Origin of the sequence: Marinobacter sp. (assembly GCF_040882185.1) — a bacterium.
Classification (GTDB): Bacteria; Pseudomonadota; Gammaproteobacteria; order Pseudomonadales; family Oleiphilaceae; genus Marinobacter.
Genome location: NZ_JBBEBW010000003.1, coordinates 11,848 through 35,018, shown reverse-complemented (window position 1 = coordinate 35,018; position 23,171 = coordinate 11,848). Strand labels below are relative to the sequence as shown.

21 protein-coding genes are annotated in these 23,171 nt (G+C 56.4%); 6 read left to right on the top strand and 15 right to left on the bottom strand.

Annotated features, from left to right (window positions below; translation table 11 throughout):
• Window positions 1-9: 9 nt before the first annotated feature.
• A complete protein-coding gene (locus tag WEB64_RS03765) occupies window positions 10-1,293 on the top strand; it encodes an NAD(P)/FAD-dependent oxidoreductase (RefSeq protein WP_368061693.1) in 1,284 nt (427 codons plus the stop codon).
• 11 nt (window positions 1,294-1,304) lie between these two features.
• On the opposite strand, the gene WEB64_RS03760 is transcribed toward WEB64_RS03765, so the two are convergent.
• Together WEB64_RS03760 and WEB64_RS03755 are read right to left on the bottom strand one after the other, a co-directional pair.
• A complete protein-coding gene (locus tag WEB64_RS03760) occupies window positions 1,305-1,709 on the bottom strand; it encodes a DUF2721 domain-containing protein (protein WP_368061694.1) in 405 nt (134 codons plus the stop codon).
• Between the two features lie 99 nt (window positions 1,710-1,808).
• Window positions 1,809-2,624: a TatD family hydrolase gene (locus WEB64_RS03755; protein WP_368061695.1), complete on the bottom strand. Its 816-nt coding sequence runs from the start codon at window positions 2,622-2,624 to the stop codon at window positions 1,809-1,811.
• Between the two features lie 260 nt (window positions 2,625-2,884).
• Here WEB64_RS03755 and WEB64_RS03750 point away from each other — a divergent pair, with 260 nt between their 5' ends.
• The gene (locus WEB64_RS03750) at window positions 2,885-5,203 is read left to right on the top strand and encodes a methyl-accepting chemotaxis protein (protein ID WP_368061696.1); all 2,319 of its coding nucleotides are present in this window, start codon (window positions 2,885-2,887) and stop codon (window positions 5,201-5,203) included.
• Window positions 5,204-5,211: 8 nt separating this feature from the next.
• Here WEB64_RS03750 and WEB64_RS03745 read toward each other — a convergent pair whose 3' ends face one another.
• From WEB64_RS03745 to WEB64_RS03685, 13 genes are all read right to left on the bottom strand, one after another.
• Window positions 5,212-5,856, bottom strand: a complete 645-nt coding sequence (locus tag WEB64_RS03745) for a TetR/AcrR family transcriptional regulator (RefSeq protein WP_368061697.1) — start codon at window positions 5,854-5,856, stop codon at window positions 5,212-5,214.
• Window positions 5,857-5,936: 80 nt separating this feature from the next.
• Window positions 5,937-6,290: a hypothetical protein gene (locus WEB64_RS03740; RefSeq protein WP_368061698.1), complete on the bottom strand. Its 354-nt coding sequence runs from the start codon at window positions 6,288-6,290 to the stop codon at window positions 5,937-5,939.
• Window positions 6,291-6,325: 35 nt separating this feature from the next.
• Window positions 6,326-7,669, bottom strand: a complete 1,344-nt coding sequence (locus WEB64_RS03735) for an acyclic terpene utilization AtuA family protein (protein ID WP_368061699.1) — start codon at window positions 7,667-7,669, stop codon at window positions 6,326-6,328.
• 48 nt (window positions 7,670-7,717) lie between these two features.
• Entirely contained in the window at window positions 7,718-8,422 is a 705-nt protein-coding gene (locus tag WEB64_RS03730) for an ABC transporter ATP-binding protein (protein WP_368061700.1), read from the bottom strand.
• Window positions 8,419-9,201 (bottom strand): ABC transporter ATP-binding protein, encoded by a 783-nt coding sequence (locus WEB64_RS03725; protein ID WP_368061701.1) that lies wholly within the window; start codon window positions 9,199-9,201, stop codon window positions 8,419-8,421. The genes WEB64_RS03730 and WEB64_RS03725 overlap by 4 nt, the downstream gene beginning before the upstream one ends.
• Complete coding sequence (locus WEB64_RS03720) at window positions 9,198-10,142, bottom strand: branched-chain amino acid ABC transporter permease (protein ID WP_368061702.1); 945 nt, start codon at window positions 10,140-10,142, stop codon at window positions 9,198-9,200. The genes WEB64_RS03725 and WEB64_RS03720 overlap by 4 nt, the downstream gene beginning before the upstream one ends.
• Window positions 10,139-11,011, bottom strand: coding sequence for a branched-chain amino acid ABC transporter permease (locus tag WEB64_RS03715; RefSeq protein ID WP_368061703.1), 873 nt, complete (start codon window positions 11,009-11,011; stop codon window positions 10,139-10,141). Before WEB64_RS03715 ends, WEB64_RS03720 begins: the two co-directional genes overlap by 4 nt.
• 82 nt (window positions 11,012-11,093) lie before the next feature.
• Window positions 11,094-12,323, bottom strand: a complete 1,230-nt coding sequence (locus tag WEB64_RS03710; protein WP_368061704.1) for an ABC transporter substrate-binding protein — start codon at window positions 12,321-12,323, stop codon at window positions 11,094-11,096.
• Window positions 12,324-12,395: 72 nt separating this feature from the next.
• The gene (locus WEB64_RS03705; protein WP_368061705.1) at window positions 12,396-14,045 is read right to left on the bottom strand and encodes an AMP-binding protein; all 1,650 of its coding nucleotides are present in this window, start codon (window positions 14,043-14,045) and stop codon (window positions 12,396-12,398) included.
• Between the two features lie 49 nt (window positions 14,046-14,094).
• On the bottom strand, window positions 14,095-14,463 hold the full coding sequence (locus WEB64_RS03700) for a DUF6285 domain-containing protein (protein WP_368061706.1): 369 nt from the start codon (window positions 14,461-14,463) through the stop codon (window positions 14,095-14,097).
• On the bottom strand, window positions 14,460-15,506 hold the full coding sequence (locus tag WEB64_RS03695) for a phosphotransferase family protein (RefSeq protein WP_368061707.1): 1,047 nt from the start codon (window positions 15,504-15,506) through the stop codon (window positions 14,460-14,462). Before WEB64_RS03695 ends, WEB64_RS03700 begins: the two co-directional genes overlap by 4 nt.
• 3 nt (window positions 15,507-15,509) lie before the next feature.
• The gene (locus WEB64_RS03690; protein ID WP_368061708.1) at window positions 15,510-16,706 is read right to left on the bottom strand and encodes an acyl-CoA dehydrogenase family protein; all 1,197 of its coding nucleotides are present in this window, start codon (window positions 16,704-16,706) and stop codon (window positions 15,510-15,512) included.
• Window positions 16,707-16,719: 13 nt separating this feature from the next.
• A complete protein-coding gene (locus tag WEB64_RS03685; protein ID WP_368061709.1) occupies window positions 16,720-17,499 on the bottom strand; it encodes an SDR family NAD(P)-dependent oxidoreductase in 780 nt (259 codons plus the stop codon).
• Between the two features lie 193 nt (window positions 17,500-17,692).
• Between WEB64_RS03685 and WEB64_RS03680 the strand changes: the two genes are divergently transcribed.
• The 4 genes from WEB64_RS03680 to WEB64_RS03665 all read left to right on the top strand — a co-directional run bounded on the left by WEB64_RS03680 (window position 17,693) and on the right by WEB64_RS03665 (window position 23,154).
• A complete protein-coding gene (locus WEB64_RS03680) occupies window positions 17,693-18,727 on the top strand; it encodes a DUF2235 domain-containing protein (protein WP_368061710.1) in 1,035 nt (344 codons plus the stop codon).
• Window positions 18,728-18,801: 74 nt separating this feature from the next.
• Window positions 18,802-20,538, top strand: a complete 1,737-nt coding sequence (locus tag WEB64_RS03675) for a PAS domain-containing sensor histidine kinase (protein WP_368061711.1) — start codon at window positions 18,802-18,804, stop codon at window positions 20,536-20,538.
• Window positions 20,513-21,859 carry a sigma-54-dependent transcriptional regulator gene (locus tag WEB64_RS03670; RefSeq protein ID WP_368061712.1) on the top strand — a complete coding sequence of 449 codons (1,347 nt, stop codon included), beginning with the start codon at window positions 20,513-20,515 and terminating at the stop codon, window positions 21,857-21,859. The genes WEB64_RS03675 and WEB64_RS03670 overlap by 26 nt, the downstream gene beginning before the upstream one ends.
• Complete coding sequence (locus tag WEB64_RS03665; protein ID WP_368061713.1) at window positions 21,856-23,154, top strand: ABC transporter substrate-binding protein; 1,299 nt, start codon at window positions 21,856-21,858, stop codon at window positions 23,152-23,154. The genes WEB64_RS03670 and WEB64_RS03665 overlap by 4 nt, the downstream gene beginning before the upstream one ends.
• Window positions 23,155-23,171: the final 17 nt, after the last annotated feature.

Sequence of the window (23,171 nt, the reverse complement as noted above, 5' to 3'; positions counted from 1 at the left end):
ATGACCACCATGACCCAGACTTCACCGATCCCCTCATTTTATGCCGCGTCCGCAAACTCCGCGCCAGAGCGTCCGTCTTTGCAGGGATCTGCGGAAGCGGATGTCTGCGTGATCGGCGCTGGTTTTACCGGGCTGTCCACGGCCTTGTTTCTGGCAGAGGCGGGGTTCAGGGTCATCGTTCTGGAAGCGGTAACCGTGGGTTGGGGAGCGTCTGGTCGCAACGGCGGGCAAATCGTCAACAGCTACAGCCGTGACCTCGATGCTATAGAAAAGCAGACCAGCTCCGGCCACCTCAAACTGCTGACGGATATGGCGTTTGAAGGCGGCCAGATTATACGTCAGCGGGTGGCACAGTATGGAATCCAATGTGATCTTAAAGACGGAGGTATTTTCGCTGCGATAACCCAGAGGCAGTTGGGCCATCTGGAGGCTCAGGGTAAGCTCTGGCGTCGCTTCGGCTATGACCAGCTGGAGCTGCTGGACAACGAGGCCATCCGTCGGCGTGTCGGCACAGATCGTTATGTCGGCGGCGCCCTGGATCAGACCGGGGGTCATATCCACCCTCTGAATCTGGCGTTGGGAGAAGCTGCAGCCGTCGAATCCCTGGGCGGTGTCATTCATGAATATTCCCCGGTCACAGCCGTCAACCCCGGCGAACCTGCGGAGGTTGTGACCGATCAAGGTCGGGTGAAAGCGAGATTTGTGGTGGTGGCGGGTAATGCCTACCTGGGAGAGCTGATCCCGGAATTGGGGGCCAAGTCGATGCCCTGTGGCTCACAGATTATTGCTACCGAGCCGTTGGACGCTGAGCTGGCAACGCGTCTGTTGCCGCAGGACGACTGCGTGGAGGACTGCAATTACCTGCTGGATTACTACCGATTGTCGGGCGACAAGCGGCTCATTTATGGCGGCGGAGTCGTTTACGGCGCCCGTGATCCGGCCAATATTGAGCGGCTGATTCGCCCCAACATGCTGAAAACCTTCCCGGAGCTGGCCGGTGTGAAAATCGACTATAGCTGGACCGGGAATTTTCTGCTCACCCTATCCCGGCTGCCGCAATTGGGCCGCCTGGCGAACAATATTTTCTACTCCCAGGGCTGTTCTGGCCACGGTGTTACCTTCACCCACGTGGCGGGCAAATCCCTGGCGCTCGCCATTCAGGGCCAGACCGACCGCTTCGACGCCTTTGCCAGCCTGCCGCATTATCCGTTCCCGGGCGGCCGCCTGTTCCGGGTTCCCTTTACCGCTATGGGTGCCTGGTATTACGGAATGCGGGATCGCTTGGGGATTTAATCAATCAGTCTTCACAAGGTCACATCCCGGTGCTTGGCTTCAAAGTCCTCAAGCTCCAGGTTAATGGCGTTGGTGGAGAGAACCACTTCGTACAATGAGTACACCAGAGAGATAGAGAGCAGTACAAGACTGGCGCCGAACAGCACGACGCCGAGCATTTGCCCACCCAGAAACACGGCAAACATCGACAGGGTGCAGACCAGAAAGCTCAGTACGCCGAAGGCCTGCATGCCCCGTGTCAGGAGTATCCGCTTGCGTAACATGCCAAGCTGCCGGGCAATGAGTTGCTCATTCTGTTCACCTTCCATTTGCTTGAGCTGTCGGATCAGCTGGGCCAGTACCAGAAATCGATTGGTGTACGCCAACAGCAACAAAGAGATGGCCGGGAACAGCAAGGCAGGGGTGGTCAGCGTCATCGGAAATGTCCTTTTCGATCAAATCCCATTCAAATCGAGGGCTCTATTTGAGAGTTCTAATCCAAAGCCTGCTTAAAGCTCCCGAAAGTCCTGACCCGGTCACGACGCCTGGCCGTTGAAAAACACCCTCAAGCTGTTTTGATAGGTGGTTCTGACCACGTCATCAAGCGGAAGGTCCTTTACCTCGGCAACTTTTTCCGCCACAAACGGAATATAGAACGGCGCGTTTTCCTTGCCCCGGTAAGGTACCGGAGTCAGGAACGGGGAGTCGGTTTCCAGCAGCAGTTGCTCAATGGGGGTCATGCGGATGATGTCCCGCACATTCTCCGCTTTATTGAACGTGGAGATGCCATTGAATCCAAGACACCAACCCTGGCTGAGAGCGTAACGTGCAAGACCTGGGCCGGAAGTGAAACTGTGTATCACGCCCCGGCGTTTCAGGGTGGTCTCAAATTCACTGAGGATGTCGATGGTGTCGTCGTCGGCATCGCGGCTGTGGATCACCACCGGACGGTCGGTGTCGCAGGCGATTTGAAGCTGACGCCGGAACACGTCCCGCTGCACGTTACGGTCGGCATTGTCGTAAAAATAATCCAGGCCGATTTCACCGACGGCTACCATCTTCTCATGACTTACATGGGCGCGAATTTCGGCTTCGGCTTCGTCGGTGTAACTCTCGGCATCGTGGGGGTGGACACCTTGCGTGCCATAAACCCAGGGAGCGGCCTGCGCCAGTTCACGTACGGTAGCCAGATTCTGCGGTGACACCGCAATGGTAATAATGCGCTCGATGTTCACCCGCTGGGCTTCGGCCAGAGTTTCCTCAAGGGGGCGATCCTTCAGGTAGTCAAGATGACAATGGGTTTCGATGATCGGATGCTCGAATACCGGAATCTCGCGTCGTTTTTTGCTCATGGCCAACCGTTCTGTCGCTTATGTAGTGATGATGAATTCATTGGTTGTAGTCTACAGTCTCTGTAGGGATACCCCAATGCTTTACGGCGGGGTGGTCACCTCGGATTTGAGCAGCAGGAAAGCCAAATGACTGCCCATTTTTTTTCCGCAGCACTCAGATATAGATGATTTCCTCATATATTTGTAAGGATTTGTTTTGGTCGTTAACTGCTTTTGGGAGCGTAGCTATACTTGATCAATTGTCGATCAAGGGACGCATAATGAATATAAAAACCAAGATTATCGTCGGCGGCTTGGCATTGGTGATGGTGAGCATCGGCGCCATCAGTCTGGCATTGGGTTTAAACGCCGTCGATAGCAGTAAACGTGTATTGGAAGAAGAAGCTAAAACCCAGTTGGAGATAGCGCGTAACAGCGCTGCCCTGAGGCTTGAAGCGTATCTGTCCACGATCAAACAACAGGTTATAGCGATGTCCTCCAATGCCATGACCCAAGTGGCACTCGCAGATTTTTCGTCTGCATTTCAGCAGAACGATCCACAACTGTCGAGCGCCGATAATGAGGGACTTCGCGCATTTTATTCCGGCCCTTTCAGTGACCGTTATCAAAGCAGTAATCAAGGTAGGATGCCCGATGTAGACGTTTTGCTTGAAAGTCTTCCTGGCAATGCCCGCGCGCTGCAAACCACCTATCTGTCGGGGAATCCCGCGCCTTTGGGAAGTAAAGGCCGCCTTGTTTCCTCCGACGATGGTTCTGCCTACGACGCTGTTCACACGCAATACCACCCCAGTTTTAACAAGTTTCAGGAAACCTTCGGATTCTATGACGTGTTTCTGGTGGATGGCGATTCTGGAGCCATCGTTTATTCAGTTTTCAAGGAGATCGACTTCGCCACTTCCCTGAAAACTGGCCCCTTTGCCCAGTCCGGCATTGGGGAAGCTTTTCGGCGGGCCATGAGTGAAGTATCAGAGGATGCTGTAGTTATCACGGACTTCGCCGACTACAAACCATCGTTCGAGAGCCCCGCCTCCTTCATGGCATCTCCGATTTATGTAGATGGCCACAAAGCGGGCGTACTGATTTTTCAGATGCCTCTGGATCGTATCAACAACATTATGACGCTTAACAGGGAGTGGGACGTCTTCGGTTTGGGACAGACGGGTGAAACATACTTGGTGGGGCCCGATAACCGATTACGCAGCGAGAGTCGGTTTTACCTCGAAGCTCCGCAGCAGTTTCTTGAGATGATTGAAAACACCGGTGTGGCTGCGTCTATTACGTCGGCCATTCGGGACGATGATACGACCATCGGTCGCTTCTCGGTGGAGTCCCCTGCAGTGACAGCGGCACTGTCGGGTGAGGAGGGCTTTGGCATCATCACTGACTACCGTGGGGAATCGGTATTTTCCTCTTACGCGCCCTTTAATTTCGGCGCAATCAACTGGGCGCTCATCAGCGAAATAGATCAGGCAGAAGCACTGCAAGCCGCCTCTGAATTGAGTCAGGAAATCATTACAGACGCCTTGATCTGGAGCGCTGTGCTGAGTGCAATGAGCGCGATTTGCGTATTTGTCTTTGGCACTGCAATCACCCAGCCCCTGAATCGCATCAATGTTGCCTTGAAAAACATTGCGGAGGGCGAAGGCGATGTCACTCAGCGTCTGGACGATAAACGCAGCGATGAACTTGGTGATCTGGCTGGAAGTTTCAACCGGTTTGCGACCAAACTCCAGGCCAACCTGCAGATGCTCCATCAACAGGTGCTGGTATTGGCGTCGTCGTCCGAGGAACTAAGCGCTGTCTCCAAACAGAACCGGGCTTCATCAGTTGAGCAACTGGAGAAGATCGAGTCCGTAGCTACAGCGTCTACTGAAATGACGTCGTCATTTGCCGAGGTGGCCGAAACGGCTCAGCAAACGGCTCAGGAAACACAGGAAGCCGGAATCACATGTGGTGCAGGCAAAACCCAGATGGCGGGCTTGAGTAAAACCATGTCGGGGCTTGCCGACGAGGTACTGAAAGCCTCCAAAGCCATCGCCTCGGTAAATGACAGGAATGCTCAAATCACTAACATTCTCGACGTCATCACTGGTATCGCTGAGCAGACTAATCTGCTGGCCCTGAATGCCGCAATCGAAGCTGCACGGGCAGGTGAACAGGGACGGGGATTCGCGGTTGTAGCTGACGAGGTCCGTAATTTGTCGCAACGCACTTATCAGTCGACACTGGATATCAAGGATGTCATTGAGAGTCTGCTGCCTGAGACGCGGCAGGCGGCTGAGATAATGAAACAGAATGAGACAGGTATTCGGCACGGTTGTGAGGCCAGTGAGCAAGCCGAACAGGTTTTTAGCGAGATCAGCGACCGGGTCAGGCGAATCAGTGATATGAATATGCAGGTTGCCAGTGCCACGGAAGAACAGGGTCAAGTTGTGAGGGAGACAGACGAAAATCTCCACGGCGTAAAAGAACACAGCCAAAGTCTGTTTGAGGGGAGTGAGGAAGTTGAACGCACCAGCGGCGACCTTAATCAAGTCGCCGAGCGAATACAAACGGTTCTGCGGAACTTCAGGTTTTAGCCGGGGTTTCAGGCCAGGTAACGTTCCAGCAAATCGCGCACGGTGTCGGCGTATTGCTCCACGCTGATATCGTTGTCCCGGTATTTTCGTCGTTTTAGATACCAGTCCTGCAACAGGGCTTTGATCATGGCCGATAATACACGGGTTTCAATGGAACGAAATTTGCCATTCTTGACGCCATTTTCCAGTATTTCATGAAATATACCGTCTATTTCCCGCTCTATTGCAACAGCGTCTTTTTTCTCGCTGGCGGGCAGGCTCTTGGCTTCCATGAACGAGAAGTAGAACCAGGCTCGCATCAGTTCACTCAGGTACAGGTGCGCTTTGACCGCTGCAAACAGACGTTTGTGATCGTCCGTTTCCGGTGCGATAAAGTCGAGCAGGGTGCGGCGGGTGAGAATGAAGCCGTGGCTCTGGATGAGGTGAATCAGGTCATCCTTGTTTTTGATGTAGGCGTACAGGCCTCCCATGCTGAGGCCGGAATCCGCGCACAGATCCCTCAATGTCATGGCCCTGAAGCCTTTGGAATTGGCAAGCTTCAGGGTCGAGTCGATGATCCGTGTGAGGTTTTTGACGGCGGTCGCTTCTTTCTTGATGCTGATGCGGTCGGTGTTTTCCCGATACAACTCACGAATCACATCCTCTTTGGACATGGACAACTCAGATCGGAAAATTTCATAGTTGGTGAGCATGACAGTGATATTTAAATCCTTTTATAGACGAAGCGCCCGGCCTACGCCGAAACCTGCCCTTTCATCAATCCAAACAATGCTTCAGGAACATCAATCTCGATATTGAGCATGGCCGAGGCCAGCGTTTTTCCGTAGTTATCGAGACAAAGATTACGGGAAACACCGCCCCCCAAAGCCTCCTCACAGACAAAATTCAATACTCCCAGGTTGTCCACCTCATAGCGGTGCACATGACCATGTATTACCCCGTGGTAGTGCTTTTTAACACGATCAGGCGTTAGCTGGTCGCAGATATAGGGGTAGAGCCGGGGATGGTAGGCGATCACTGTGATGTTTGACGTATTGCCCTTGTCTCCAGATCGGGAATGGGCCAGATGTCTTAGTAGTACTTTCATAATTCCTTTCCTCATCCCTTTTCTCATCCTTTTTTTCAAAAATAGGTCACGCAGCCGACGACCCGTTCCTTGGGTACCAGCGTTGACCAGATACCGACCACCTCTCGAACCCGCTCCTGAAAAGGAACGCGTTTGCCTGTGGAGGCGATGCCGGATACCGCCATGCCATCGACTTCGCGTCCGACTTTCAGTGCTTCTGACTTGCTGCGGCAGCGGGCCGCTATGCGCACGGCCACTTCATAGGGATCGCACTGTGGCTGCGGGGAAGCTGCACCGTGGATGGCGTCCACACCGAGTATGTCCATTCGAATGTCTTCTGCTATCAGTCCGACGATTTTGAACCGTTCCCGAATGATCTGCTTGGCCAGTTTAGCCTTCTGCAGGGCACCGGGGCCGGCATAGAAAAACATATCTTCACCGATGAAGCCCTCTTGGACCCCGATAGAGACCTTGTAGGTATCCGTTGGCGGTTTGCCAGAAATGTTCGAGACCCGAATGGTGTCTTTGCCGCACTCCTCAATAACCGCAGTCGTGAAGTCTACGACGACATCCGGTGTTATGTAATTGGCAGGGTCGTGCACCTCGTAGAACATCTGTTCCAGAACAGTCTGGCGATTCAACAGGCCGCCTGTACCGTCAACCTTGGTAAAAGTCGCGTTGCCGTCTGAATCCACTTCAGCAATAGGGAATCCGAGGTTCCACGGGTCAGGCACGTCCTTGAAACCTGGATCTACAAAATAGCCGCCGGTCAGTTGGGCCCCGCACTCCAGGAGGTGGCCAATCGCCGATCCACGGGCCAGCAGGGTATGGTCCTCAACCGGCCAGTCGAAAGAATATACCATGGCAGAAAGGAACAGGGAGGGATCGGCCACACGACCGGTAATGACGATATCGGCGCCGTTTCGGAGTGCCTCCACAATAGCGTTGATGCCCAGGTAGGCTTCGGCAGAGATAATGTCCTGATTAAGCGACGATAAAGGTTCCCCGGTTTCCAGGATAGTGGTGCCTAACTGCTGGATATCCGATGTAATGACCGAGCCTGTCACTGCCGCGACTTTCCAGTCATGAGCGCCAAGCTCATCCAGCATTTCCCGCACCTTCCGGGCAGCTCCTTCAGGGTTGATCCATCCCTGATTCGAAATAATCCTGGTCCCGTGTTTGATGCAATGAGGGAGCACGGCTGTCATCCGGTCCTCGAGATAGGTGTCGTACCCTGGAAAAGAGCTGTCTTGTCGCGCCCGTACCTGAGCTGTCGAGATCGTTGCCTCCGCCATTGTTTCGAAGCAGAGAAAATCCAACGCGCCTTCACGGGCACTTAATTCAGCCGGTGTTATCCGATCACCCCACCAACCAGAACCACTTCCAATTCGAATTGTCATAGGTGTCTCTTTTGATCGTTAATTCGGTAAAGTTCCTGTTAATCCCGCTCAGGCGACCGACAGGAACCGGTTCTGGGTGGCTTCGTCGTGGCGAAGTTCGTCGGTGGTTGCTTCGTGAACCACCTGGCCTTTCTCGAGGATATACGCGCGTTGGGCGTGTTTCAGCGCAAAGTGGACGCTCTGATCGGTAAACAGGATGGTGGTGGATTTGGACAGCTCATCGATCAGCGCCCCGATCTGTTTCACGATGACCGGAGCCAGGCCTTCGTTGGGTTCGTCAAGCAGCATCAGTCGTGGTTCGATCATCAGCGAGCGCGCCACTGAGAGCATCTGTTGCTGACCCCCGGACAAGGTGCTGCCATCCTGATCTGCCAACTCCGCCAGCATGGGATACTCATCGAAGATGCGCTCCACGGTCCAGTTGGACTGGCCATCGGAGTTCTTGCGATCGGCGACCTCCAGATTTTCCCTGACCGACAGGCCCGGAAAAATACGGCGGTCTTCGGGCACGTACCCTATGCCCATGCGGGCGATCTTGTGGGCTGGCAGGCCACTGATGGTATTGCCTTGAAAGGTAACCCGGCCCTTGCGGGGTGGCGTCAGGCCAATGATACTTTTCAGGGTGGTACTCTTACCGGCGCCGTTCCGTCCCAGCAAGCATACGGTTTCGCCCTGGTTCAGTGATAAGGTGATGCCCTGCAGCGCGAGACTCTCGCCGTAATACGTGTGCACATCCTCCATTTGCAGAATCATACCGCCGCCTCCTGTTCGTCTTCATCATCATCTTCGCCAAGGTAGGCCTTTTTGACTTCCGGATCATTTTTGACCTCGTCGACGGTGCCTACGACCAGGGACTCGCCACGATGCATGACCAGTATCCGGTCGGCCAGATCGAACACCACACCCATGTCGTGCTCGGTGATCAGAAAGGTGTAGTCGCCGCTGTCAGCAAGAGAGCGGATCAGTTTAGTCACCCGCCGGGTTTCTTCCGGCGTCATACCTGCGGTAGGTTCATCCAGCAACACCAGCTTGGGCCGGGTTGCCAGGACCACCGCAATTTCGAGCAGGCGCTTGTCGCCATAGCTGATAATGCCGGCCCGCTGGCTCGAGAGCTCGCCGATGGATAACCGGTTCAGCAGTTCGTCTGCTTCCTCCTGCACCTTGCGATTGCCGGAGGCAATATTAAACAGCTTTCGGCTATAGCCGTGAAAAGCGGATAGCGCTACCTCCACGTTCTGACGCACGGTCATTTCCGGGAAAATGTTATTGATCTGGAACGACCGGGACACGCCCATACGGCTGATCTTATGGGGTTTCAGTCCGGTAATATCCCGGCCGTTGAGCTCGATGCTGCCTTCCGTTGGCACCATACGGCCGGACACCATGTTGTAGAAAGTGGTTTTACCGGCACCGTTCGGGCCGATGATGGCGAGGGTTTCCCGGGGCGCCACCTCCAGATTGATGCCGGAAACGGCAGTATTGCCACCGAAGCGTTTGGTCAGGTTATGGATTTTCAGTATAGGGTTGCTCATTTTTTATCCAGCCACCAGTCAAGAAAGGTTCCCAGAATGCCGCGACGGAAGAACATTACCATCAGCGCCAGTACAATGCCGAGAAACAGCATCCAAGCCTGGGTCACACTGGTTATCCAGGTCTCCAGCAACACAAACAGCGCCGAGCCGACAAAGGGGCCAAGGAAATAGCCCGTGCCGCCGAGAATGGACATCAGGACCGGTTCTGCCGAGGTTGCCCAGTGCATCATCTCCGGGCTTGCCACCCGCAGGAACGGAGCCATCATGCCGCCAGCCAGGCCAGCGAAGGCACCGGAAATGGTAAAGGCCGCGAGCCGGTAGCTGCGGATGTTGAGCCCGCAGAAGGATACCCGTTCGGCATTCTGACGGATGGCCTGCAGGGTGAGGCCGAACGACGAACGGCAGATCAGATAGAGCACCAGCGAGGCCACAATCACAATGGCCAGCACCACGTGGTAATAAACCGCTGGATTGCCCAGGGTGAGGTCAATGCCGAGGCCGAAGGCCCCCAACGTGAAACCGGCTATGCCGTCGCTGCCGTTAGTTACGGAGCGCCACATATGGGCGATCGAGAACACCATCATGCCAAAGGCCAGAGTCAGCATGGCGAAATAGACTTCGTTCAGACGCACACTTAGAAAGCCGATGACCAGCGCGAGCACCGCACCCACGCCCATGGATACCAGCAAGCAAGCCAGCAAGGGCCATTGCAGGTGAAGCAATAACATGGCAGTGGCGTATGTGCCGATGCCGAAGAAGGCTGCGTGGCCGAAACTCAGCATACCAGTGTAGCCGAACACCAGATTAAAGCTGGCGGCGAACAGACCCATGATCAGTATTTCGGTGCCGATAAAGATGTAGAAGTAGGGCACAACCCAGGGCAGGGCAATCAGCAGAATGATCGTCAGTGCCAGGGCACCCAGAAGGATGGCAGATTTCATGCGTTCGCTCCCTTGCCCATCAGGCCGTTTGGCTTGAACAACAACACCAGAGCCATGCCTACAAAAGGCAGCAACAGATTAATTTCTGGCAGGTAGCGACCACCGAGCCCGTGAATCAGGCCCAGTACCATGGCTCCGGCCAGAGCACCAGGAAAGCTGCCAAGGCCTCCGATTACCACCACGATGAAGGATTCGATGATGATCTTGTCGCCCATGCCCGGATCAACCGCACGCATGGGGGCTGCGACCACACCGCCAAGCGCGGCTAGCCAGGCACCGAAAGCAAACACCCCGGTCACCACCAGTTTGGTGTTAATGCACAGGGCCTCCGCCATATCGCGGTCAAGCGCCGCAGCCCGCATGATTTTGCCCGCACGGGTGCGGTTGAAGATAAACCAGAGCGCAGCCACCAGCACCAGCCCCACGACAATGACAAACAGGCTGTAAACCGGATAGAGCGTGTCACCAAAAATACCAACGGAACCGCGCAGTAGCTCCGGCGGTTGAACGGTGTGGATGCCGGACCCCCAGATCATCCGTACAGATTCATTAATGATTAGAAGCAGGGCAAAGGTCAGAAGCAGGCTGTCGGCGACATCCCGCTCGTAAATAAACCGCAGCACCAGACGGTCGATAAGGACCGCGATGACCGCGACAGCGAGTGGCGCGACAATCAGCGCGACAATGAATGACAACCCCAGCAGATTCATCAGCGTGAAAGCCAGATAGGCCCCCAGCATATAGAGCGCCCCATGGGCGAAGTTAATGACGTTAAGCACACCAAAGACAATATTGAGCCCTACTGCAATAACAAACAGCAGTAGCCCGATATCCAGGCTGTTCAGCAAAGCAGCGCCGAGACCGGACATAAACACCCCCGAGAGGTCACCAGATCAGGAAGCCGACCGACCCTGAATCAGGGTCGGTCGGGTTATTGGACAACCAGGTCGATTACAGGGTGCAGCCGGTTTCAGCGACGGTCCGGGATACCTTTTCGGCATCAAACACACGCAGGTCTTCCAGGGTGCGAATGTTGTGTTCCGGGTGCATCGGGCCTGAGAGTCCCCAGTTGGGGCTGACCATGGCCTGATGATCGCCGGTGCGGAAAGTCACGTTGCCATTGGGGGCGTCAAAGCTCATACCTTTCAGCGTCTTTGCCAGCGCCGGTCCATCGGTGTTGCCAGTGGTTTCCATGGCTTTTTTATAGGCATAAACAGCCGCGTAGGCACCTTCGGCGTTGTAGCTTGGCGGGTTGCCGTAGGCATCGATATAGGCCTTAACAAATTTCTGGTTGATCTCGTTGTCGTAGGCGTCATACCAGTAACGGGTGGCCAGCCAGACGCCTTCGGGCATGCGATCTTCCAGTGCCGTCAGCACTTCGGTGGCGGCACCTACCGTGAACATCAGTTCCAGGTCCTTCTCGAAGAAGCCGAGGTTGGTGGCCTGTCGCACAAAGTTCACCAGATCCCCGCCCCACAGTGAAATCAGCACACCTTCGGCCTCGGAATCCATCACGCCGTTGATGAAGGGGGTAAAGTCTTCAGCGCCGAAGCGCGGAAAAGCGGTGTCATCCATCAGTTCGACATCGGGCTTGATGTCTTTCAGGGCGTTACCGAAAAACTCCCACGACTGATGGCCGAAGGCATAGTCCGGGCCGATCGTCGTCCACCGGTTGGCGTCGGACTCAGCAGCAATCTCGGCCGCCGCGTTCATGTTCTGGGCGACGTTGGTGCTGATGCGAAAGGTGAAGGCGTTACAGAGTTTGCCGGTGACATCCGGAGTTGCCGCATGGGTAATAATAAGTGGTTTCTGAAGTTCGGGAATGGTCGGTACCAGGCCCTGGGCAACGCCGGAGCTGTCCAGCCCCATCAGCACGTCGACCTGGTCCTCGTAGGCCAGTTTTCGGGCTGCCTGGATTGCGACGGCGGCCTTGCCCTGGCTGTCTTCGATTACCAGCTCGAGGTCACGACCGAGGACGCCACCATCTTCGTTTATTTCACTAATGGCGAGGTCGATCCCGCGTTGGGCAAATTGTCCGTAGGTGGCAGCACTGCCTGAGAGAATGTAAATAGCACCCAGCTTGATCGGATGCTCGTCTGCGTGTACCTGGATAGCCCCTGCGCTGAGCAGCGTTGCTGCTGCCAGGGAGGTAAAGAGTTTTCCGGGCTTGAATTTCGTCATGGTTGAGCTCCTGTTCTTGCACTGTTGTTGTCGTTTTGGCTTTTGTTGTCATTCTGACAAGGTCGAGCTTTTTCATTCGTCCCTGAACTGGTCCCGCAACACATTCTTGCGAATCTTGCCCGTTGCGGTTTTGGGCAATTCTCCAAAGATCACTTTCTTGGGTATCTTGAACCGGGCCATGCGTTCTTTGCAGAACGCGATCACATCGGCCTCGGTCGGGGGCTTCTGGCTGGGCTCCTCCTGGTTAGACTCCTGATTAGTAACCAGGTGAATGAAAGCACAGGGTACTTCGCCCCATTTGTCGTCTGAAATGGCCACCACGGCAGCCTCGGCTACGGCCGGGTGCTGGTATAGAATTTCTTCCACCTCCAGGCTGGAAATATTCTCACCCCCGGAAATAATGATGTCCTTGGAGCGGTCCTTGATTTCAACGTAGTGGTCCGGGTGCATGACGGCCAGGTCACCAGTACTGAACCAGCCGTCGGCAAAGGCCCTGGCGGTGGTTTCCGGATTCTTCAGGTAGCCCTTCATCAGGGTGTTGCCGCGTAGCTGTATCTCACCCAGGCTTTTGCCATCAGCGGCGATGGCTTTACCGGTCGCCGGATCAACGATCCGCACTTCGTCGATGGCCAGGGTGCCGACGCCCTGTCTCGCCATCTTGGCGGCCAGATCCTCCACACCGAGCTCTGACCATTCCGGTTGCGGCACGCACAGGGTAGCCGGGCCGTAGCTTTCGGTCAGGCCGTAAAGATGGGTGATCTCAAAACCAATGGCCTGGGCCTTGCGGATGACGGAGCTGGGCGGAGCCGCGCCCCCCAGTGCAAACTGAACGCTCCGGCTCAGGGTTTTACCTTGCTGGCCGAGTTCGTGGAGCAGCATGTTCATCACGATGGGCGCGCCGCACATGTGGGTGACGCCGTAACGTTCGATGCGGTCATGGATCACCTGGGTATCGATACTGCGCAGGCAGACATGGGTGCCGCCGATGGCAGTAATCGCCCAGGTATAGGCCCAGCCGTTGCAGTGGAACATCGGCAGGGTCCAGAGGTAGACAGTATCAGCCGACATATTGAACGCCATGGCATCACTCATGGCCGCCAGAAAGGCACCACGGTGGTGGTATACCACGCCTTTCGGGTTACCGGTGGTGCCTGAGGTATAGTTGAGGGAGATGGCATCCCACTCATCGGCAGGGCGCTGCCAGTCGGTGGTGGGCGCTACGCTCGCAAGCAGGCTTTCGTAGTCATAGCGGGCCAGGCCTTCAGAGGCTCCGCCATCACGTTCGATACTGACCAGCACCGGTGGCGCCTCCAGCCCGGCAACAGCGGCTTTGACCAGGGCTTCGAATTCAGTGTCATAGAACAGCACCCGCGCTTCGCCGTGGTCGAGTATGAACTCGAGGCTGGCGGCGTCGAGTCGAAAATTCAACGTATTGAGCACTGCGCCGCACATGGGTACCGAGTAGTGGGACTCCAGCACCTCGTGGCTGTTGGGGCATAGCAATGCGACGGTGTCACCCGCCATGACACCGAGGGATTTAAGCGCGCTGGCCATCTGACAACAGCGGCCGAACAACGTCTCATAGCTGAGAGACATGTCGTCGTCGATCACCGCCGTTTTGCGGGGGAACACGGTGGCCGAGCGCTGCAAAAAGCTCAAAGGCGTGAGCGCCGAATGATTGGCCGGGTTCTTATCGAGTCCGTTATTGTATTTGTGGGTCATAGCCTGACTCCGGACTGTTATCACCTGTGCTCGTACACAGCGATTTTTGTTAGTGATCTTTCAGATATTTCGGATTGCTGATCAGCAACTTGCTCCGGGTGATACCCAATAGCAGGTCGTATAGCTGTTCATGGTCGTTTGCCAGCTTGCGATGGCGAATATCGTCTGCCAGTGTGTGTTCGTCAGCGTTGTTCGCACTTTCGGGTAACAAATCAGCGTATAAGGTACGAATGCTGGCCAGGCTTTGCTTTTCAGTCGATTCCCCGGCGTCGATTTCCCGCCCGGCAATCTTCATCGCGTTGGCGGTCATCAGCACCTGATATTTCAAAGCCCCCGACACTTCAGGTAGTAGGGTGTCGAGCAATTCCTGCCGGGCGATAGCGAGCAGATCTCCGGCTTCCGGACGGGCTGTTTTCATGATGAGAGTCCCCCTTTCTCCGCAACGGACAGCTCCCGGATCTGCTGCAACAGGTCGTATTCCATCTGTGGCAGCATGCGCCCGGTTAATGCCAGCTCCAGCGACGACTGTTCGCCGGACAGGTGACGATCGGCCTGTTGCAGGGCAATCACTGCCCAGCGCACCAGCGCCATGACTTCCCAATAGGCGACCCGATCAGGGTCGGGGGTTTCGCCGGTTATCTCAGCATAGCCTGCAAACAGGTCAGGTTTGTGTCCGATGCCGCCGACTTCCCGCTCATCAGCGCCAAAGCGCCAGCTGCGGGAACAGAGCCAGCCGAGATCTTCGGCCGGGTCGCTCCAGGTAGCGAACTCCCAGTCCAGCACCGCGGTCAGGCGGCCCTGATCGACCATGTAGTTACCGGTGCGGAAATCGCAGTGGCATAGCACCGGCGCGCCGGGGGCTGGCGGATTATCCTCCAGCCAGTTCAGTGCCCACTCCAGCACCGGATGAGGCTCGGGAATGGCAGCGAGGTAATTCCGGTAAAGGTCTACGCGGGCCTGGGCGGCGGATTCGGCTGGCGAAGGTAGGAAGTCCAGAGAGTCCAATGGAGGCTTAATCCGGTGCAGACGTCCAAGCTCCCGACCAAACTGACGGGTCAATTCGGAACGTTGCGTCTCGATCATGTCTCCGCCCACCAGTTTTTGCGGGGAGGCCGTACCCATGGCCCGGCTCATGACGTAGAACGACTGCCCGATAACGCTTTGGTTGTCACACAGCCAGAAAGGCTCTGGCACCGTGACGCCAGCTTCGAAAGCTTTCTTCAGAACGGCAAATTCCTGCGGCCGGGTCAGGCTGGCGGAAACGCCGGAGGGGGCGTCACAGCGCACAACGTAGTCCTGCCGTCCCGGCTGATAACCGCCCTCAAGCAACACCGACAAAGCATAATTGTCCTGGATTGCGCCGCCGGACAGTTTGCTGAAGTTTTCCACCTGAACGTGAGGCGCACCGGTTTGAGCCGCTATATAGTCAGCCAGTGCGGCTGCGAGCTCGGAGTGATCCATACCCTAACCCCAGGCCCAGAAATCTGCGCCGTCGGCGAGCAGGTTCTTTGAGAACACCATCTTGTGAACTTCTGAAGCGCCGTCTACCAGCCTGGCCTGGCGGGCATAGCGGTAAATCCACTCTAGTGGGGTGTCTTTTGAGTAGCCCCGGGCGCCGCAAAGCTGGATCGCGGTATCCACCGCCTTATGGAGGGTATCGGCGACGGCCACTTTGGCCATGGAGACTTCCTTCTTCGCAAAGCTTCCCTGATCCAGCTTCCAGGCAGCGTGCATGGTCAGTAATCGGCCAATCTGGATATCCATGGCAGCTTCACCGAGCAACCACTGCACGCCTTCGCGATCTGCCAAACGCACTCCGAAAGATTCGCGCTCGGCCACATAGGCGGTGGCAATTTCCATCGATCGTTTGGCCAGGCCGAGCCAGCGCATGCAGTGGGTGAGACGGGCAGTGCCGAGTCGAATCTGGGTCACTTTCAGACCATCGCCCACGTTCATCAGGCGGTTTTCATCAGGAATCACCAGCCCGTCAAACTTCAGCTCACAGTGACCGCCATGTTCCTCCGGGCCCATGATCGGTATGCGTCGGATAATCTCCCAGCCCGGATCGTCCTTGTGGAACAGAAACGCTGTCAGCCCCTTGCGGGTGTCTTCCGACGTCCGCGCCATCAGGATGAAATGACTGGCGACGCCTGCGCCGGTGATGTAGTGCTTGTGACCGTGGATGACCCAGTTGTCCCCGTCCCGGGTAGCGGTGGTCTGGGTCATGGAGGGGTCAGAACCACAGCCGGGAGCCGGCTCGGTCATGACGAATGAAGATTTCACGTCACCATCGATAATTGGTTGCAGCCATCGGGCTTTCTGCTGCTCGGTACCGACCTTGTAAAGCACCATCATGTTGCCATCGTCGGGCGCGGCGCTGTTGAATACCACCGGGCCGAAAATGGAGCGGTTCATCTCTTCGTAACAGGCCGCCATACCGACAATGTTAAGGCCCTGGCCGCCGACATCCTGTGGCATCTGCAATGCCCACAAACCCTCTTTTTTAGCCTTTTCCTGGGTGGTTTTCAGCAACGCGGGCTCAATGTTCTCATGCTCGTCGTAGGATGCCGGGTCCTGCTCCAGCGGAATCAACTCCTGCTCCACGAAGCGTTTGATCCGCTGTCGAAAGTCTTCTGATCTCGCGTCCAGTGAAAAGTCCATTACAAGGTAATCCTCACAAAGTCGATTGAAGGTGGCCGCCATCGGCAACCAGGGTGCTGCCGGTCATGTAGGCCGACAGATCAGAGGCCAGTAGCAGCAGCGGGCCGGTCAGATCGCCCGGTTGGCCCAGGCGGCGCTGGGGAATCCGTTTGATCATGGCTTTGCCCGGCTCGGTGGCGAAAAAATCCCGGTTCAGATCGGTTTCGATATAGCCCGGCGCCAGGGCATTTACCCGAATGTTGTGGCGTGCCCATTCCAGCGCCAAGGCCCGGGTCAGCTGCTCCAACGCAGCCTTAGAAGTGGTGTAGGGCACCACATTGCTGGCGACGCGATGGCTTAGAATGGAGGTTATGTTGATGATGCTGCCGGGTCTTTCGGCGGCAATCAGCCGCTTGGCAGCTTCGTTGGCGACCAGCCAACACCCCTTGAGATTGGTGTCCAGCACCTTGTCCCAGTCCTCCTCGCGAGTATCGAGAGACTTGGACCCGGTAGCGACGCCGGCATTGCAAACCACGATGTCTGCCAGCCAGCCTTCAGACTGAATCAGGTCAAAAGTCTCGGAAACGCCGGTGGAACTGGTCACGTCCAGACTGACTGTAAGTGCCTCGCCCCCCTCGCTGGAGATGCGTTTGGCGAGCTTTGCCAGGGGTTCTGCCCGTCGACCGGCGAGAATAACTTTCGCGCCTGCAGCAGCCAGAATCGAGGCAAAGTGTTCTCCGAGGCCTCCGCTGGCCCCGGTGACAAGTGCCGTTTTTCCGTTCAGTTCAAGTTGGGATGTGTTTGTTATAGTCATACCTGACAAAATAGAGCGAGCGCTCGAAATATACAAATAAAAATTCGAACTATTAAAAGGATTGGCGATAACCAGAACTCATAGACCCGGCGTCGGCGGCTTGCAGATAATGTGCTAATTTGAATATATCGGAAAAGTAATGAGTAGCAGTCAGCAGTTGCTTTTCCAATGTTTCAGAGGGAGTCATGAGGACATGAAGCGCATCGCAATATTCAGTGACGGCACCTGGAACGACCCCGAAAATAACAATCCCACGAACGTGATTCACATGGCCAGGGCAGTGAAGCCGATAGCCGCCGATGGTATTGAGCAGGTGGTGTTCTATGACTGGGGGGTGGGCACGGACCGCAAGAAAATTGCAGGCGGCATCAGCGGTGCCGGTATCGACAAGAATATTATGGATTGTTACCGCTTCCTGGTGCATAACTATGAACCTAAGGATCAGTTGTTCTTTTTCGGTTTCAGCCGGGGCGCCTACACAGTGCGGTCACTGGCAGGTTTTATCCGTAATTGCGGGCTGGTAAAGCGGGAACATGGCGCCCGAATTCCCGAAGCGTTTCTGTTGTATCGCAGACGCAGCCGAGCCAGCAGTCCGGATGAGGCGGGTCCAACACTGTTTCGCAGCCGCTATGCCGTTGCGGACATCACGCCGATCGAGTTTGTCGGGGTCTGGGATACCGTGGGAGCCCTCGGTATTCCGGTGCCTTTCTGGGGCAACCTGGGAGAGCGGGAGTTTTTGTTTCACGATACCGAACCCAGTAAAATTGTTCGCCACGCCCGCCACGCAGTATCCATTGATGAGAACCGCAAGGACTTCGAGCCCACGCTTTGGAGCGCTAAGCCGGAACTGGATCTCGAACAGGTGTGGTTTGCCGGTGTGCATTCTGACGTTGGCGGTGGTTACGATGAGAACGGGTTGAGCTCCCTGGCGCTGGACTGGATGATGCGTGAGGCGCATGACGTCGGGCTTCAGTTTGAGTCTCACCTCCTGAAAGCCGTCAAGACACGGCTGACGAAGCAGCCTGAAGCCGACAAACTTCACAATGAGCGCCGGGGCATCTACCTTGCTCGCCCTGAATCTATCCGTATGATAACCGGCCCGTTGCATCGCTCGGTCAGGGAGCGCTGGGAGCAGGGCGCCGATGGCTACCGAAAAAAGAGCAAAGCGCTGGTGCAACTGCTGGCCTCTGTAGGCGACGACTGGTCAGAACTGGAGGTCGTGGACTGAGGGTGTGTATTCACCTGTGATCAACCTGGGCTATGCTGCCTCTGAGCTAACCTCTCTGTGCTAAAGGCAACGCTATGAAGTCCAAACTCAGTCTGGTGGGTCGCTACACCCTGCTTTCGCTGGCGTTGATCATCGGCTCGGTGACGGCGCTCAGCATACTTCATATGACCGTGGCGGAGTCCATCACCGAACGCCTCGCGGGGCAGCACCTTGAAGCCCAGATGTCTGCCACGGCCAACCGCCTCAGTGCGTTTCTGGACAACCGCATCTACCAGCTCGAGACGCTCTCACGCCACCCTGCCGTACCGTTGTACCTCGCCTACACCGAGGCGGTGCCGGAGGGTGTACACGAACTGGTCCGGGTAGAGGCTGACTCTCCCGATCTCTACGGCATTCTGTTTTTCGACGCTACCGACCGGCTGGTCCAGGTGGTCGCGGGCCAGGCTGCATCCGGCCCGCCTTACTGGAGCAAAGAGAACTGGTCACTGGCTAACTTGCCGAGGGTAAAAAAGAACAATACCGAATTGATCGGCCCGGCTCTGCCCGAGGAAGGACAGCCCGGGTGGCTACTGATTCGACAGCCCTTGCGTTATCTCTTCGATGAAGGCACTGAGGGCGCGGTGGGCCTGCATGTGCGACTAGCTTCGCTCACCGAACAGATCCGGACAGAAAACCTGGCGGGTGTTGTCAAACCTTTCCTACGTGCCCCGGGCGGTGTGTTGCTGGACCCAACAGGTATCCCGGTGGCGGGTGAACCTCCGGGCCTGGTCCGTGGGCCAGAGGTGTTTCCAGGTTGGCACATTGACTATGTGATCACCGCCGCGGATATTCTGAGCCCGTTACGAAATGCCCAGCTTGGCATGTATGGTCTGGCTTGCCTTATGGCATTGGGGACAGTGCTGTTGTTCTGGGCGTTGGCTCGCAGCCTGCGCCGCCGGATCGACCGCCTGGTTCGGGGGGCCGAAGCCTTCTCCTCCGGTGACCTGCACTTTCAGCTCGACGTTCCCGGCCCGCGCAAGGACGAAATTGATCAGGTAGCCTATGCTTTCAACGCGATGGCGCAACGGTTACGCGAAATGATCCAGCGCACGATTCAGGTTGAGAAGATGGCGGTATTGGGGGAGTTCGCTACCGGAGTGGCCCATGAGGTGAGGAACCCCCTGGCGACTATCAAACTGACAGTTCAGGCCCTCGAACGGAGGGAAGCGGATATTCGACGCCGAGGGTTGCTGCACGATGTGGAAGGTGAAATTGACCGTCTTAACCGGGTGGTGGGCGATTTGCTGGATTATGGCCGACCAGTATCCGCCGAACCTGAGCACTTTGAAGTCCGGCGAGCGTTTCGACAGGCGGTGGCGATGACCGCAAGCCGCGCCAGCGAACTGAATATCGTGGTCACGGCCAGTGGCGACTCGAGGCTGGTGCTATACGCCAACCCCGATCAGGTTTCCCAGTGTCTGGTCAATCTGGTGTCTAACGCCATTGACGCCTGCGCCGGAGTCGCTGATCGTTCGGTCAGGCTGCGAGCCCACCGGGAGGGCGCCCGCATCCGGATCGATGTCACCGATAATGGCATAGGAGTAGCGCCAGAGGTGCTGCCCCGAGTTACCGAACCGTTTTTTACCACTCGCGCTAAGGGAACTGGCCTGGGGCTCAGTATCACACGACAGCTGGTTCTGCTGAACGGTGGTGATATGAGCATTGAAAGTGAACCGGGCCAGGGCACCACCGTGACCTTGCTACTGCCTGCGTCAGACCATGTTAACAATTTACAAAAACACTACCATGCCGACTCGAATACTGATTATTGATGACGAGCAGAGTTTTGTCCGTTCGCTGATGTTTGCCCTCGAAGAGACAGATATCGAAGCTGTTTGCGCTTATTCCGGCGAGGATGGTCTTGCCATGGTGGCTCGGGAGCGACCGGATATCGTGCTGCTGGACCTGCGCCTGCCGGGCATCGGCGGAATGGAAGTTCTGGAGGCGCTGGCCCATGAGTATCCTGGTTTGCCGGTGGTGATGATTTCTGCCCATGGCGATACCCGGGCCGCTGTTCAGGCGGCCAAAGCGGGAGCGGCCGATTATCTCACCAAACCGTTCGCCCTCGACGAATTGCTGCATCTGATCGGTAACACCATCGAACGTATCCGGATGCGCAGCGAGCTGGACTACCACCGTGACCGGGCAGCGTCTGCCTCTGGCCTGGTGGGGGAAAGCGAGACTATGGGACAGCTCTGGCAGACCATTCAACGGGTCTCCGTCAGCAGTGCTGGGCGTATTCTGCTGCAAGGGGAATCTGGTACCGGTAAGGCGGTAGTGGCCCGGGCGATTCATTCCAGTAGCCCCCGGACTGCAGAGGCGTTTGTGGAGATCAACTGCGCGGCCTTGCCGGAACAGTTGATTGAAGCCGAGCTGTTTGGTGCGGAAAAAGGTGCCTACACGGGCGCTCATCAAACCCGCATTGGATTAGTGGCTCTGGCAGACGGGGGCACCCTGTTTCTCGACGAAGTGGGCGAATTGCCGCTGACTTTACAGGCAAAACTCCTGCACTTTCTGGAAGACGGCACATACAGGCCGGTGGGCTCCAACCGTCCGCGCACCGCCAACGCCCGGGTCATCGCCGCTACCAACCGGCCGCTGGAAACCGAAGTGCGGGAAGGCCGCTTTCGGGAGGACCTGTTTTTCAGGCTTAATGTGATTGAATTACTGATACCGCCACTACGTGATCGTGGCAACGATATCGGCCTTATGCTGGAGCAGTTTGCCGACATCCAGGCCCGGGAAGAACGCTGCCAACCCATTCATTACGCCCTGGAAACCCTGGAACATCTGCGGCATTACGCCTGGCCCGGCAACGTCCGGGAGCTCAAAAATCTGGTGGAGCGACTCACTATTCTCCACCCGGGGCAGTTGATCGAACCCTCACATTTGCCCGTTGAGATGCAGAGAGACGATCTGCACCCGGATTATCTTGGCGAGCGCATGAAACGAACCGAGCGTCAGATCGTGATGGAAGCGTTAGCGGAAACTGGTGGGCACAAGGGTAAGGCGGCAGAGTTCCTAGGATTATCGCGCCACGCGTTCAAGCGTCGTTTACAACGTCTCGGGCTGGACCAGGAGAAACCGACATGACCCTATGGGGCTATCTGGCGGGCATATTATGGTTCGCTATCAGCCCGCTGGTGACTGCCGAAAGCGGCACCGTTGCTGAACCGGTGGGACGGGTTGAACTTGGGGCCTCAGCCGCCGAAGCCGACGTAACAGTGGCGTGCATGTATCCGATGACTGGCCGTCCCGCCAGCTACGGCCGTGACAGTATTACGGGAATTCGGGTGGCGTTGGCGGAACTGGCACAACAGCCGGATGCCCCCAGACTTCGGGTGATTGTCGATGATTCCCGATCCAAAGCTTCATTTGCTGTGCGAATGGCAGAGGATTTTATCGAGGCCGATCAGGCCGATATTCTCTGCGGCATGGTCAGCTCCGGGGTTGGGCTTGCGGTCAGTCGGGTCGCCCGGGAGCGCCGTATCATCATGATCGGAACCGACCATGCCAGCTCTCGCAGTGTGCTGGAGGAGGGCCATCGTTACTATTTCCGCGTCTCCAGCGATACCTGGTACTCCCACGCCGCAGGGGCCCGCTACCTCAAAGCACTTCAGGCCAGGACCGGCTGGCGGAAGCTGGCTTTTCTGGGGCCTGATTATGAATATGGACGAGTAGCCTGGCGGGACCTGCGGCAAGCGCTGGATATGCTCGGGGTGGAGTATCAGGTTGCAGGTCAATACTGGCCGAAACTATACGAACCGGATTACACCCTCTATATCCAGTCATTGCTGGAATCGCCGCCGGATATTCTCGTAACAGCGCTTTGGGGCGGCGATTTCAATGCCTTTATTGAACAGGCGCGTACTACTGGGCTGTTCGACCAAATGCCGGTCGCGAACTTCGATACCGGTGGTAACTACGATACCCTGGTCGCGTTAGGCGAAAATCCTCCGCCGGGTTTGATTCTGTCGGCCCGCCATCATCTTAACTGGCCCGATACCGAACGAAATCGGCGGTTCGTGCAAGCGTTTTACGACCTGTCTGGTCGCTATCCAAGTTACTCGGCGCAGGGAGCCTATGCTGGCATACTGGTTATCGCAAAAGCGGTTGGTATGGTTGGGGACGTTTCGAATACCGATGCTATGATTGCGACACTCGAAGGCCTCCACATCGAGCTTCCCAAGGACCCTGAAGGTTTTACCTCGTATATTGATGCCGATACTCACCAGATTGTTCAGGCCCAGGCCATCGGTCGGCCTGTTGCTAACGATCAGTATCCACCCACCCGAGTCATGCTGGGGGACTGGGTGGTTTATGAAGCCGAATTGCTGAAGCCATCGCCTGAGCTGGTACAGCGCCGTCGCGGGAGCCGCAACCCCTGACCGCTTGCTCACGCCCG

Coding starts and splice junctions, on each gene's coding strand:
- WEB64_RS03765 (WP_368061693.1), top strand. CDS start 10: ATGACCCAGACTTCACCGATCCCCTCATTTTATGCCGCGTCCGCAAAC.
- WEB64_RS03760 (WP_368061694.1), bottom strand. CDS start 1,709: ATGACGCTGACCACCCCTGCCTTGCTGTTCCCGGCCATCTCTTTGTTG.
- WEB64_RS03755 (WP_368061695.1), bottom strand. CDS start 2,624: ATGAGCAAAAAACGACGCGAGATTCCGGTATTCGAGCATCCGATCATC.
- WEB64_RS03750 (WP_368061696.1), top strand. CDS start 2,885: ATGAATATAAAAACCAAGATTATCGTCGGCGGCTTGGCATTGGTGATG.
- WEB64_RS03745 (WP_368061697.1), bottom strand. CDS start 5,856: ATGTCCAAAGAGGATGTGATTCGTGAGTTGTATCGGGAAAACACCGAC.
- WEB64_RS03740 (WP_368061698.1), bottom strand. CDS start 6,290: ATGAAAGTACTACTAAGACATCTGGCCCATTCCCGATCTGGAGACAAG.
- WEB64_RS03735 (WP_368061699.1), bottom strand. CDS start 7,669: ATGACAATTCGAATTGGAAGTGGTTCTGGTTGGTGGGGTGATCGGATA.
- WEB64_RS03730 (WP_368061700.1), bottom strand. CDS start 8,422: ATGATTCTGCAAATGGAGGATGTGCACACGTATTACGGCGAGAGTCTC.
- WEB64_RS03725 (WP_368061701.1), bottom strand. CDS start 9,201: ATGAGCAACCCTATACTGAAAATCCATAACCTGACCAAACGCTTCGGT.
- WEB64_RS03720 (WP_368061702.1), bottom strand. CDS start 10,142: ATGAAATCTGCCATCCTTCTGGGTGCCCTGGCACTGACGATCATTCTG.
- WEB64_RS03715 (WP_368061703.1), bottom strand. CDS start 11,011: ATGTCCGGTCTCGGCGCTGCTTTGCTGAACAGCCTGGATATCGGGCTA.
- WEB64_RS03710 (WP_368061704.1), bottom strand. CDS start 12,323: ATGACGAAATTCAAGCCCGGAAAACTCTTTACCTCCCTGGCAGCAGCA.
- WEB64_RS03705 (WP_368061705.1), bottom strand. CDS start 14,045: ATGACCCACAAATACAATAACGGACTCGATAAGAACCCGGCCAATCAT.
- WEB64_RS03700 (WP_368061706.1), bottom strand. CDS start 14,463: ATGAAAACAGCCCGTCCGGAAGCCGGAGATCTGCTCGCTATCGCCCGG.
- WEB64_RS03695 (WP_368061707.1), bottom strand. CDS start 15,506: ATGGATCACTCCGAGCTCGCAGCCGCACTGGCTGACTATATAGCGGCT.
- WEB64_RS03690 (WP_368061708.1), bottom strand. CDS start 16,706: ATGGACTTTTCACTGGACGCGAGATCAGAAGACTTTCGACAGCGGATC.
- WEB64_RS03685 (WP_368061709.1), bottom strand. CDS start 17,499: ATGACTATAACAAACACATCCCAACTTGAACTGAACGGAAAAACGGCA.
- WEB64_RS03680 (WP_368061710.1), top strand. CDS start 17,693: ATGAAGCGCATCGCAATATTCAGTGACGGCACCTGGAACGACCCCGAA.
- WEB64_RS03675 (WP_368061711.1), top strand. CDS start 18,802: ATGAAGTCCAAACTCAGTCTGGTGGGTCGCTACACCCTGCTTTCGCTG.
- WEB64_RS03670 (WP_368061712.1), top strand. CDS start 20,513: ATGCCGACTCGAATACTGATTATTGATGACGAGCAGAGTTTTGTCCGT.
- WEB64_RS03665 (WP_368061713.1), top strand. CDS start 21,856: ATGACCCTATGGGGCTATCTGGCGGGCATATTATGGTTCGCTATCAGC.